The sequence below is a fragment of the Luteibacter sp. P4_D7_3 genome (assembly GCF_056401735.1).
The window spans coordinates 1-12,645 of sequence record NZ_JBFUIT010000096.1 but is presented as its reverse complement, the minus strand read 5'-3'; the positions used below and the strand labels follow the sequence as shown (position 1 = coordinate 12,645).

The window sequence follows — 12,645 nt, the reverse complement described above, 5'->3', positions numbered from 1 at the left end:
GACCCGGCGATCGCGCGCGATGGCGCGAAGACGGTGGTTGATTCGTAAAAGCTCGTCCTCGATCGCATCCATCGTGTCCGTGATGTCGGTGGACAGGTGTAGTGCACCGAGCTGCTCGACGATCAGCGCGCTGGCGACGTCGCCAGCGGCGTGTCCGCCGAGGCCATCGGCGACGGCCCAGAGACCGGGCATGTCGGCGACGAGGATCGCGTCTTCGTTGTGGCGACGCACGTGGCCGGTCTCGGTACGACCGGCGGAAAGATAGGGCGGAGTCACGCGGGTTCCTCGTCGGTTTCGATGCCGAGCAGGCGAAGGTAGTCGGCGGCGGCGGGCAGCCCGGGCAAGACGACGCCGTCCGCAAGTTGGTCACCCTGCCACCACAGGCTGCGGCTGCGGATGTGGACAGTTGAGGGCAGGCTCTGCAGGGGCGACCTTGCCGGGTCGGGCAACATCGCCACCAGGGCGTCGAACATGGTCACGTCCATGCCGTCGCGCGTGCGCGCGGCCGCGGCGGCGAGTGTCGCGAACCACGCGTTCGCGGGTATCTGCGGCCAACCGTCGGCGGCGCGAGGCGGCGATACCGCCAGGACGAGCGGATAGACCCGACCCACCCGGTCATGCGACGGCACGACCACGCCTACCCAGGGAAGCTGGCCGCAGACGCGCGTGGCGACGGCGAAGCGCCAAGTGGGCGAGGCCAGGAACACGTCCCGCCATGCATCGCCTGTAGCGACGGACGCCTCAGCGAGAGCGGACTGCATCGCCGCGTCCCAGCGATCGACGAAGACGGCCGGCAAGCGGCGCTGCACGAAGTCACCGACGTTCGGCAGCTTGCCGTGGAACCCCACCAGTGTGCGGTTCATGCCGGACACCGGAAACGACGCACGCTGGTATCGCCAAACGGGTTGTGCAAACTGGATGCCTCGATGTCCACGGTCGCGCGAGCCCCGCCGAAACCGAAGTTCGCCCCGAAACGGGTCTCGGTGCGCCGTTGCAGGGACGCCGCATCCAGCGCATGGAACCAGCCCCACTCGCCCGGATAATCCAGCGTGGGTAACGGATTGCCGGCGCTGTCCCACGCGCTTATACGCGCGGTCCCCGGCGTTGGGCCCGGCCAGCGCATCGTTACCGGCGCGCTGGTCTCGCCCGCCTTGTACTCAAAGCGCTGTCCATCGATCTCGATGAGCAAACGACCGATGCCGGGCGGAGGCGTGGTGATCGACAGCGTGAAGCCCACTTGCGGCGCAGGACCGTCGTGGAAATAGGCCTGGCGAATGGCGTCGGCGAGCTGAGCCTGCGCGAGCACCGCTCCGCCCGAACGTGCGCCGTCTGCATCGCGGAAGATCCACGTGCTACCGCTGGTGTCCACCGATTTCGACAGGACCTGTTTGAAGAAGCCGTCGAAGCGACCACCGTTACCGAACAGGTCGGCGAAGTTCTGCAAGGGGATGTCCGAGCGGCTCTCCGGCGTAAACGGATAGCGCCCCTGGACTAAGCGCGAACAGTCGCCACCGGCCGCCTGGCGGAAACCGTCAGCAAGCGCACCGTCTGCGCCTTTGCTGACCAACGACTGGCTCGTCCCGACCAGGCTACCTAGCCACGTCGAAAGCGGTGGTGGCAACTGCCCCGCCTCCTGTCGCGCGATGGCCAGGGCGGGATCCGACTGCCCGAGGCTGTCCGCGCCGGGCCGCAACGTCAGCAGCGTCTTGCTCATCTGGTCCAGCACGCCGAGTACGCGATCGAGCGGCGTCGCGCCCGGCTGGCCGTCGGTCAACTGGTTGAGCGTGGCGAAGTGTTCGACGATCGGCGCGTCCGGGCGCTCCGTGGCAGACGCTGCCGTTGGCGTACTGCCTTCCGCCAGCAGGCGGGCGATCTCACTGCGCCCCTTCACCCGGTCAGCCACGCGCCGCTCCGCGGCGGCGGCGACGCGGTCGGTACTGTCCGACGGCGTCTGTCGCAGCAGATCCGTGGTGTTGTCGCGGACAAGCGCGAGCAAGGCCTTCAACGGTGAACCTGCGCCGGCGAGCCGGGCGGCAACACTACTGGCTTCCTGGACGTTCCCCACCGGCTGCAACTGCAGGTCACCGATGAGCTCATCCCAGGCGCGGATGTAATCCGCCACATAGATTGTCTTCACCTGCGTGGCGAGCGAGGCGCGGCGCACCGGATCATTCACTTTCACGCCAAAGACCCAGTCGTCTTTGGCGAAGGCATCCACGGCCGCGGCGATGCCGCCAGGCGCGCCGATGCCCGAGACCTCGCCGTCCTGCACCATGGCCGCAAACACGGGCCGTGTGTACAACGCCGGCAAGGGCTTCGACAACGGTGCGCCGCTACGCCGACGAAACACCGTGCCAAGCAGCCCCAGCGTGCGGTCAAGCCGCACGGGTGCATCCTGGCGTGACTCACTGTCGAGCCTCAGCCCACCGTAGACCAGCGTCGCGAGATCAGCGGCGCGCAATGATGCCCGCGCGGCGTCGACAAGTGCCGCGTCCAGGGGGAACGTCCGCAACGTATCGCGGCCAGCGAGCACGACACGGAAATGGCCTTCGAGCGCATCGGCCAGACCGTCGTCTTCGGGGAACACCTCGCGCCAGCGCTCTCGTGCCAGCACGGCCAGGCCGTCGCCATCACGATGGTTGGGTTGGCCAAGCATCAGGTATCCCTTCAGCGCGTAGTAGAGACGCTGGGGATCGCTTGCCGCGTCACGGACGCCATCGCGGAACTGCAGCGCAAGGCCCGGCACCACGCTCGCGTTGACTTCGCGGATATGCGCTTCGCGCGCCTGGCCGAACATCGCGGATCCTTCGAACAGGCCGAATCGCATCGACAGCGGGTAGTCGCCGCTAACCTGCCCCGCCAACTGCTCGGCACGGCCAAGCACGTCCAGTCGCTGCAGGGCCAGCGCATCGTACTGGCGTAGCGACGAGGGAGTCGGTGTGCGCGCATCGTCGGGATAGTCACGCAGGACCTTCTCGACGCTCGCGACAAAGTCGGCATTGCGTGCCGCGCTGGTAAACATGCCGATCAGCAGGCACGCCGTGACCAACGCGATGGCGGCGATCGCAGCCGCGCCGGTAAGGCGGCGGCGACGCAATGCCGCCGGATCGGCGCCGGCGAATCCCGCCTCGGGCAGGATCACTTCCCTGAGCAGGCGCTCGACGAAGAATGTCCGGCGTGGTGTGCGAGACACCGAGGCCATCGCCGTTTGCACACCGAACGAACGGCCCACGACCGATAAGACCCGATCGATTGGCGTGCCTTCCTGGGTACCGGAGGTGAGGTACATCCCACGCAGGATGGGCGCGCGACCATAGGCATGACTGCCGAAGACCGCCGTACACAGCGGAAGTGCCAGCTCGCGAAGATGTCGAAGCTGCTGCGGAAACGAGAGGATTCGCGCGCGTCGACGCACGTCACGTTCCGCGTGCATGCGTTCCACCATCGCCCCGTCGATCCGATCGAGCAAGGCATCGAACTCATCGCCGACCAGAGCGGGTGCACCACCATCGATGCTGCGATCCTCCGGAAAGGTAACGCCCCATACCTGCGCGCGCCCTGCCGCGTCGAGCGCATCGAAGTGGTCGAGGAAGCCGGCGACAAGATCGAGTTTGGTAAAGACCAGGTACACCGGCAACGCCACACCGAGGCGCGAGCCGATCTCGTCCACCCGCTCGCGCAGCGCGTCACCGTGGCGCTGGCGCTCCGCCGGGTTCATCGTGAGCAACTCGKCCACGCTGACGGTGAGGACGACGCCGTTGAGCGGACGTCCCCGTCGATAGCGACGCAGCATTTGAAGGAACGCTTCCCATGCCGGCGCGTCGACACCGGGATCGGAGTCCTGCGTGGTGTAGCGCCCTGCGGTATCGAGGAAGACGGCCTTGTCAGTGAACCACCAGTCGCACTGGCGTGTGCCACCGACGCCGGCCACGGAGCGTTTGCCCGTAGCGCCGAGCAAGGGAAACTCGAGTCCGGAGTGTTCGAGCAAGGTGCTCTTACCCGAGCCCGGCGCACCGATCAAAAGGTACCAGGGCAACGCTTCGAGGCTGGCCCCGCCATCGCGTCGCTTGCGCAGCAAGGTGAGCGCCTCGATGAAACGCGTGCGCAGACCATCGCGCTCGGCCTGGGTACGCGCCTCGACATCCTGGCGCCTGAGATCATCCTGCGCGGTCAGGTCATCACCCATGCGCCGGGTACGTCGCGTCGCCATCCACTGGCGCAGCAGGACCACACCGATCCATATCGTGGCAACAACGAGGATCGCAACGACGCGGGCGACGACGCTGGCCAACGGCTGTTCGTCACCGATGCCCAGGTATGGGCCGCCGAAGCCAATCAGCAGCGCACACAGAAGAATGCCGATTGCCGCGCGTACCCACACGTGACGGAACACATCGTCCAGGTTTTTCATCCGGCCTCCGGCACGAACAGGATCTCGACGCGACGGTTGCGCGCGCGGTTGGCGGGCAGGTCGGCCGGCGTGGCGATGGGCTGCGACGAGCCCGCCCCGCTGGATTCCACGCGGCGCGGGTCGTCGAGATCGTGGGAAAGAATGGCGCTGACGTTACGCGCACGCGCGCCGGAGAGTTCGAAATTGTCCTTGAAGCGCAGCGAGCGGATCGGCTGGTCGTCGGTATGACCCACCACGATGATCCGACCGCGCACCTGATCCAGTGCATGCGCGACGCGTCCAAGCAGTGCTACCTGAGCCGCAGCGACATCGGCGCCGCCAGAGGGGAACATCTCCGTGGCCGCGAGTCGAATCGTGGCTTGCCCATCCGGCTTTTCGTCCACCGATAGCGTCCCTGCCCGCGCATCGTCAGCAAGCAACTGACGCAGGCTGGCCGACGCCGGCTTGGTCGCGATCGCCTCAGGCAACGGCACACCGCGCAGGCCGATGGTCGCCAGGCGCGCACTCACGGGTTCGACCGTGCCGTTGAGACGCGTATGCAGGACGATCCAGACACCGATGAGCAGGCAGCACGCGGCCAGCGCCGCCATCCACAACGGAACGCCGCGACGGGGCTTCAGCGGACGATCGACACCCTGCCAGCGGGGTGACAACGCCGCAGGCATCGCCGTGCGGTACGCCATGATCCGCCGGTACACGTCCTCGCGACGGTCGGCGAGTCGTGCCACGCCGCCGGGCTCGACGAGGTACTTGCCGCCGAAGCCGAGCGCGAGGCAGAGATACATCATCTCCACCAGATCGATATGACGGACCAAGTCCTGGGCCAGACGATCGAGAATRACGAAGAACTTCTCACCGCCATAGGTTTCACCGTGGAAGGTGACCAGCAGGGTCTGGCGGCTCCAGCCGGTCTGTTCGCCCCACGGCGAATCCAGTACCGCCTMGTCGATCATCGTGCACAGCACGTAGCGCGCCGCGACGGCGGTCTGCGCGTCGATGCCGGCGCGTGCGCCCGTATCCTCGAAGCGGCGCAGGTAGGCGGTGGCACGGTCGCGCAACAGCGCGGGATCGGGTGCCTCGGCGCTGTCGCGCAGCTGCGCCGCGAGCAACAGCAGCGGATTGGCGGCGCGCACGAGGGGATTGCCGCCGGCCGAGGGGAGCTCCTGGACGGCGCGTGCGAGATCGCGCTCCGGTTGGCGTTCCCGCTCGCGTATCGGCACGGGTGCCGGCGATCGAACACCGCTCGGGCGTACGATCGTGGCATCGGCGCCAGGCGATGCGTCGACATCATCATGCTTCATGGCATCAGCTCCTTACTGCCCACAGTTCCAGCGCAAGCCCGTCGAAGCCGTCGCCGAAGTGCAGTGCTACGCCACCGGACGTACGCAGCGTCTTCCACATCGGCGAAGCCTTATCGAGTTCGAAGTACTGGTAGCCCGCGTGGTACGGGATCTGCCGCGGTGCGACGGCGAGTGACGCCACGGCGATACCCGGCAGCTGCAGGTTCACCAGATCGCGTATCTTCTCGACCGGCCCGATCTTGGACTGCGACGGCAGGCGGCGACGCATGTCGGCGGCGGCAATGTCGGCCTTGGCAGCCAGCACGAACGACGCGCCATCAAGCAGGCTGCCATCGGCCACGGTACCGACCCAGACACCGTACTTGCGTTGTTGCAGCGGCACGGGAACGGCCGTCTGCTCCAGCACCGCGCTCAGGCTCAGGCGCAGCGCCGCGATCACCGGCTCGAAGCTTTCGCGCAGGCGGTCATGGCGGTAAGGAGGAAAGGCCTCACTGCGCTTACCGGGCGTGGTGAAGGTCGCCATTTCGCCGGCCAGGCCCAGCAGCAAGCGGTAAAGGTCTTCGGGATGGAGCCATGGCGCCTCAGCCAGATGCGCCACTTGTGGCTGGTAGCGGTTGACCAGTTGCAGCATCAGGAAGTCGGCCAGCTCGGCCGTACTTGTCCGGTCGGTGCCGCCGACGCGACCGGCCAGCGCTTCGCCGCGCTGGTGCAGCAGGCCAAGCAGTTCGGTGAGGAACAAGGTCAGCCTTTCGGAGGCCCGGCAGGCCAGCGCACTGGGCACGAAGCCGTCGTCGAGCACGACGCGCCGGTCGGGGCGGCATTCCACCAGATGAGCGAGCGGAAGTTCGACCAGGCCTTCGCGCGCCTGGGAAGCGGCCGTCATGCGGGTGCTCAGGCCTCCGACTTCGAGCGCCACGATGCCCGGCGTACTGCCCGATGCATCGTTCACTTCCACCTCGCGTACGGCGAAGCGTGCCAGCTGACCCTGGACCTGCGACCCCGGCCAGAGGCTTTCCGCCTGGGACGGCGAGCGCAACGGCAACGTCAGGTAGATGACCTGGTCACGCCAGTTGGTATCGATTTCCAGGGGCGGCGGCAGCGGGTCGCGGTCAGGCATGGAAAACGGCGTGCCGTCGGGAAAAACACCACGCGCGCGGCGGATACCGAGCTTGCCGATCGAAAGCAGGTCGCGTTCGATCTCCAGTTCGTCAAATCCCCATGGATGCGGACGCAAGGTCGCCGCGCGCAGTTCCACGTAGCGTTCGGTGTAGCGATCCTGCTGCTGCATGTGCTGCGGACGAAGGAACAGTCCCTCGCTCCACACCACCTTGTTGAATGCTGTCATGTCGGTTCCGGTCAGCGGCCGTCGCGCTTGGCGCGCGCCAGTTGGTCTTCATAGGCCCGAGCGAACTCGTCACCGAAAAGGCGACGGAATCGTTCTTCGGGATCGGCGGCGAGGCCCTGGAAATGAATACGATAACGCTCCCACGGACCCTTGCCCGTGGCGAAGCCGAAGCGCGAGCGTTGCGGCTGGCCCTCTTCGAAACGCGACGGATCGAATTGCGCGATCAGGTCGTCGAAGGCCGCACGTACGCCCGCCAACAAGGCAACCTGATGCAGGCGGATATCGTCCATTGCGTCGACCACCGCCGCCTCTCCCGAGAGGAAGGCCTCGTTGGGAGCGGCCAGCAAACGTGCCAGTGCCTCAACGCCCGTGGGGGCGAATTTCAGCGGATTGTTTTCCCGACGCTGGATCAACGTCGCCGGCAGGCGGAAACCGTTCTTCAACTCGGCGCGCGCACGCAGCACGTCCATCACACCCTCGAGAACGAGTGTGAACAGGGATTCGATGTTGGCTTGTGCTGCTGGTGCTGGTGCTGGTGCTGGTGCTGGTGCTGGTGCTGGTGCTGGTGCCTGTGATGGTGCCGGAATCGCAGCGTTTTCGGGCAAAGGCAAAGGCACAGGCACGGACTCAGGCTCCCGCGCCGCGGGAACCGCAACATCTATCGCGACAGGCGCCACACTGTCCTGCATCGAAGGCAAGGTGAACAGGCTGCGAGTGCGGTCCCAGTTCTCCGGCAGCACGGACGGCCCACGTCGCGCCATGGCGGCCGGGTCCACGTTCGGCGCATCGAAGCGATCTTCCATCGGCGAGGCATGATTCCAGTGCGCGGACGGTTCGACRTCGGCGATACCGTTTTGAGCCGATGTCAGATCGAAAGGGAACCAGGCCAGTGGGTCCAGCGACACCGCAGCGCTGGCATCGCCGGGAATCAACGACGGCGACGCGCCCTGTGTCTTCGGTGGCTCCTGTTGCGATACACGCAAGGTACGCAACGTATCCTCGCGGCGACGCGGCGCGGTGGCCTCAGCGACCTGCGGTGGCAGCTCCACGCCCACCAGGATCTCGAAGGTATCCAGTTGCAGGCGGTCGCCATCATTGAGCGACACCGGCTCGCCGCCACGCAGCGGCACGCCGTTAAGCAGCATGCCGTTGGTACTGCGGTCCTCGAGGAAKTACAGGCCATTGAGGTGGCGCACGACCGCGTGCTGGCGCGACACGCCCTGGGCCTGCAGCACCCAGTCGCAATGTTCGGCACGGCCGATGCTCAGGTCGTGGCCTTCGACGCGCACCGACGTACGTTCGGACACGTTGCCGGCATGCTCGCCGAGAATCGAAAGTACGAGGCTCGACGCGGTGGATGAGTTCATTTGGAATCCTCCGGTGGAAGCAGTCCCATCGCCGAGGCGACGAGTGCACGGCAGCGCGCATCGAAGTCGGTACAGGTTGACGCCAGGGTGAGCAGTGCGGCCGCGGCCACCACAGCCATGAGTTGGGGAGCGACGGGTGCCACCTCCCTGCCCACGCCGTCGAGCAGGAACCCCTCCGACCACGCGACACTCGCGGCGACCAGCGCGCCGATGCCGACGTAGTGACGCTCGGCGGCGAAGGCGAGCGCGCCGCGACGGCGAGGCTCGCCTCGCTCACGCAACCACGCTTCGGCGACCAGCAAGCCATCCAGGGCATCGTCGTCGAGCGTTTCGCTGCGAACGCATTGGCACAACCAAGGGATGACGTAGCCACGTGGCATCAGGCGAAGGGCCACACGCAACGCGGCACCGGCGTCGCCGTGATCGAGCAGCGCGCGGACGGCCGCACGCTCCGTCATGTCGTCGTGAAGCAGCGCGATGGCGCTCGCTTCCAGACCCATGTCCCGGGCTGCCGAGGTGGTAGTGAGAGGCATGGGAGTCACAGCAGCAGGGGCGGCATGCCTTTCAGCACCGCCGGGCCCAGGGTGGAAGAGAGCATCAAGGCAGCGCCCGAGGTCACGGCGATGGCCGCTGTGGCGTTAACGGTGACGGTGGCGCCTGCCGTGACGGATACGGCGGCACCGGACGTGAGTGAGGTCGCGCCGCCCGACACCAGGTTGATCGTGGCTGCGCCGTTGAGCGCGAGCCTACTGCCCATGATCTGGATTTCGCCGGTGCTCTTCATCACGATGCGCGCCAGTCCTGTGACTAGTTCGATCTCCTCGCCCGCTTCGATACGCAGGCGGCGACCGACCTTGAGCGTGTCGTCGCGTCCGATGTCATGCGAGCGATCGCGTTTAATGGCTTCGGTTTCGTCGCGATCGATCGTCGAGAAGTGGTCGTTCTCCGCCTCGTGACGCAGGTCGCGCTGCGCGTGGAAGAACAGTTCCTCGGCGCCCTTGCGGTCTTCCAAGCGAATCTCGTTGGCCTCGCCTGCGGCACCCCGCAGGCTGCGACTGATCACGCCACTGCGTGTGCGCTCTTCGGGGAGCGCGTACGGCGGCATGTGTTCCTGGTTGTAGACGCTGCCAAGGATGAGGGGTCGGTCCGGATTGCCTTCGTGGAAACCGACCACGACCTCCTGGCCCACGCGCGGGATAAACTGCGCGCCCCATCGTTTGCCCGCCCAGCCGGAAGCGACACGCACCGGGCAGGACTGGTCCGACTTCGGCCTGGACGGCGGATTCCAGAAGAACGTGACCTGCACGCGTCCGTAGCTGTCCACCTCGATGTCCTCGTCGGTCTGGCCGTGCACCACGGCCGTCTGCACGCCAGAAATGGCGGGACGCGGCGTGACCTGTGCCGAACGAAATGGCTGCCTGCCGCGGATCGCACGGAAGTGGCACGCAAAAGGTGCCTCGTCCTGATCGGGCTCCACGCCACCGCCCTGGTAGTCCACCTCGACCAGGCGCGTCGTCGTCGACACYACGAGGTACTCCTGATTGGCCTCGGCAAGCGGAAAATCCTGTAGGCGGAACAAGCTGCCGGTCGCCAGGCCCACTGCATCGGTAAAGCCCGACGAGGTGGCCTGATCAACGTTCAACGCTTCCACGCGCACCTGGGCGAAACGTTGCCCATCCGCCATCTGCTGGGCATAGCCCACGGATCCATAGGGATAGTCGTAGATGTCCAGGCCCGATATGCCGTGCGCATCCGCACTGTCCGGCAACGGTTCGTTGGCCAGCAACGACGCGCGTGGGCGCTGGTAGTCATAGTCGTCCAGGCTCACCCGGGTCGGATTCACCGTTCGCGCCGTCGTCCAGCCACTGATCGAGGCTTTCATGCGATGGCCGCGCTCGGTCGGCGGCGCATAAGGAATCGTCTCGAAGGTCGGCACCGTGGCATGGGCGCCCAGCGCATCGGCCAACACCATGGTGTGGCTGCCCTTCGCATGGGTAAAGAAGTAATAGATGCCCTCCTGTTCCATCAGCCGGCTGATGAAGTCGAAGTAGCTTTCGCGGTACTGCACGCAGTACTCACGCGTTGTGTAGTTCGCCGTCAGGCTCAGCCGGACATCGCCATAACCGAATTCCGAGAGCACCTCGCGCACGATCTGCGGCACGGACTTACCTTTGTAGATGCGGCAGTCGGAAGTCTGCCGCAGCAGCCAGGGCTTGGGCACGACCAGGAAGGTGTACACGGCGTAGCGCACGTTCTCGATCTGCACGAATGCGCCCTGCTCGGCCTCGGCGACGATGCCGTTGTAATAGCGGACATAGCCCTGGGGCGTGGTAACCGTTACCGTCATCGGGGTGCCCAGCAGCACGCGCAGATCCACCGACACATTCTTGCTGACGGCCTCGATGCGGAACGTGGAAAGGCGACCCAGCTCTTCGGTCGCCGTCATGTTGGCGAAGAGCAGGTCGTTTCCGACCGAGGATGCGAGCGTGATGGCGTGTGCCAAGGCAAAGTCTCCGTCAGGTCAGCGGCGATTGGAACGTGGTGCAGCCATCCAGGCCACCGCTCGCCACGTCGGCGCCGACACCGTCCGCATGGCGCAGGCGATTCGCGTTGGTCCCGACCAGATGGTGGACAGCCCAGCCGGTGCCTGCTTCATCGCAGGCCACACCGAAGCTCACGTAGCTATTTTCCTCGCCGCCACCTTTCTGCACGACGCCATGAACGATCTGGAAACTGTGCAGCGTGTACTTCTCGGTACTGACGAAGACGATGCCGTCGATCAGGCCAAACGCATTGACTTGCTGGAGAATCCGGTTCTGCCTGTCGATGGACTGTTTGGCGAAGTGACGCGAAACCGCCTCGTAAGTCTGCGTGAACTCCGCTTGCCGGCGACGCACTTCGGCCCTGAACTTCTCCGCGGAGTCCTTCTCCAGCAAGCTACTGGCGGGCGCGGCATTGCCGAAGAAACCGACATGGTCCTCCCCGAAGACATTGGCCGGGTCGGCACGGATCTCCGCCATGCGCTTTCCCGCACGGTCGCCCCGTTTGCTGTCTGACACATGCTTGAAGAGAAATCCCCTGGAGAAACCCTCGGTCACCTCCGCCGCATCCGCTTCGTGATAGTGATTGCACGCAGGATAAGGCGATCGGGCCATGTTGATGCCCATCGCCAGCGCTGAGTGCAGCGCCCGGCGAAAGCTGGCCTCATGCTTGGTACTTCCGGTAGGGCTGGTGAAGGGACGCGTCGTTGCCGCGATCGACAGCGCGCGGGCGTTCGCCACGTTGGCGGCGGTGACGAGCACCGACCCGTTGCGCAGATCGATCGAACGCTCGAAGCGCGTGATTAAGTCGCGCAGGGTTGAATTGTCGCGGGCCACGATGTCGCCGGCGTTCGCGCTCTCCCAGCGCTTCAGGAGCGCGAAGTTCAGGACCAATCCATTGACGGGATCGACTTCGTTCTGGAGAAAAGGTATGAGGTGCACGTTTCTTACTCCGTCAGTTCAGGCAGGTCGCTGGTCAGCTCGAAGCGGTAGGAGAACCCATCCTGTGCAGCGTCGACGACGACGCGCTCCACCGGGTCGCCCTGGATCGTCCGCATGAGAAGTTCACGACTGATCGCCGGGAGCATCGTGTTGGTCAGGATCGCGTCGATCATGCGGCCGCCGCTCTCGCTCTCGGTACAGCGGCTGACGACGAGCGACATGGCCGCGTCAGTGCATTCGAACGGTACGCGGTAGCGATCTTCCACACGCTGTTTGATGCGTCGCAGTTGCAGCCGCACGATCTCGCCGAGCATCCGTTGGCTCAGCGGGTAGTAAGGCACGGCGACCAGGCGGCCGAGCAACGCCGGTGGAAAGATCTCCAGCAGGGGCGCGCGCAGGGCGGCCGCCATCGCTTCGACCGCCGGTGTATGTGCGGGATCGGCGCAGAGGCGTTCGATCGTCTCGGTGCCCGCATTGGTGGTGAGCAGGATGAGCGTGTTGCGGAAGTCGATGCGCCGCCCTTCCCCATCCTCCATGACGCCTTTGTCGAACACCTGAAAGAAGATCTCGTGGACATCCGGGTGGGCTTTCTCCACCTCGTCCAGCAGCACCACCGAATAGGGACGACGACGTACCGCCTCGGTAAGCACGCCGCCCTCTCCGTAACCGACGTACCCGGGCGGCGCACCCTTGAGCGTGGAGACGGTATGCGCCTCCTGGAACTCGCTCATGTTGATGG

The 12,645-nt window shown here is 65.8% G+C and carries 10 protein-coding genes; all 10 read right to left on the bottom strand.

Annotated features, from left to right (window positions below; genetic code table 11):
- Nucleotides 1-276: PP2C family protein-serine/threonine phosphatase (locus AC1DSN_RS10845; protein WP_477330668.1), on the bottom strand; the 276-nt coding region annotated here is incomplete at its 3' end.
- Nucleotides 273-863 carry a type VI secretion system-associated protein TagF gene (tagF, locus tag AC1DSN_RS10840; protein ID WP_477295419.1) on the bottom strand — a complete coding sequence of 197 codons (591 nt, stop codon included), beginning with the start codon at nucleotides 861-863 and terminating at the stop codon, nucleotides 273-275. The genes AC1DSN_RS10845 and tagF, both read right to left, overlap by 4 nt.
- On the bottom strand, nucleotides 860-4,411 hold the full coding sequence (tssM, locus tag AC1DSN_RS10835; RefSeq protein WP_477330666.1) for a type VI secretion system membrane subunit TssM: 3,552 nt from the start codon (nucleotides 4,409-4,411) through the stop codon (nucleotides 860-862). The genes tagF and tssM overlap by 4 nt, the downstream gene beginning before the upstream one ends.
- Nucleotides 4,408-5,712 (bottom strand): type IVB secretion system protein IcmH/DotU, encoded by a 1,305-nt coding sequence (gene icmH / locus AC1DSN_RS10830; RefSeq protein WP_477330664.1) that lies wholly within the window; start codon nucleotides 5,710-5,712, stop codon nucleotides 4,408-4,410. Before icmH ends, tssM begins: the two co-directional genes overlap by 4 nt.
- Before the next feature lie 4 nt (nucleotides 5,713-5,716).
- Entirely contained in the window at nucleotides 5,717-7,057 is a 1,341-nt protein-coding gene (gene tssK, locus AC1DSN_RS10825) for a type VI secretion system baseplate subunit TssK (RefSeq protein WP_477330662.1), read from the bottom strand.
- A gap of 11 nt (nucleotides 7,058-7,068) precedes the next feature.
- Nucleotides 7,069-8,424 carry a type VI secretion system-associated FHA domain protein TagH gene (gene tagH / locus AC1DSN_RS10820; protein WP_477330660.1) on the bottom strand — a complete coding sequence of 452 codons (1,356 nt, stop codon included), beginning with the start codon at nucleotides 8,422-8,424 and terminating at the stop codon, nucleotides 7,069-7,071.
- Nucleotides 8,421-8,957, bottom strand: coding sequence for a DUF6931 family protein (locus AC1DSN_RS10815; RefSeq protein WP_477296719.1), 537 nt, complete (start codon nucleotides 8,955-8,957; stop codon nucleotides 8,421-8,423). The genes tagH and AC1DSN_RS10815 overlap by 4 nt, the downstream gene beginning before the upstream one ends.
- Nucleotides 8,958-8,962: 5 nt before the next feature.
- The gene (locus AC1DSN_RS10810) at nucleotides 8,963-10,927 is read right to left on the bottom strand and encodes a type VI secretion system Vgr family protein (RefSeq protein ID WP_477330658.1); all 1,965 of its coding nucleotides are present in this window, start codon (nucleotides 10,925-10,927) and stop codon (nucleotides 8,963-8,965) included.
- A gap of 13 nt (nucleotides 10,928-10,940) precedes the next feature.
- On the bottom strand, nucleotides 10,941-11,906 hold the full coding sequence (locus AC1DSN_RS10805; RefSeq protein ID WP_477296721.1) for a hypothetical protein: 966 nt from the start codon (nucleotides 11,904-11,906) through the stop codon (nucleotides 10,941-10,943).
- A 5-nt stretch (nucleotides 11,907-11,911) separates the two neighbouring features.
- The coding region (locus AC1DSN_RS10800) for an AAA family ATPase (RefSeq protein ID WP_477330656.1) at nucleotides 11,912-12,645 on the bottom strand (734 nt) is incomplete at its 5' end.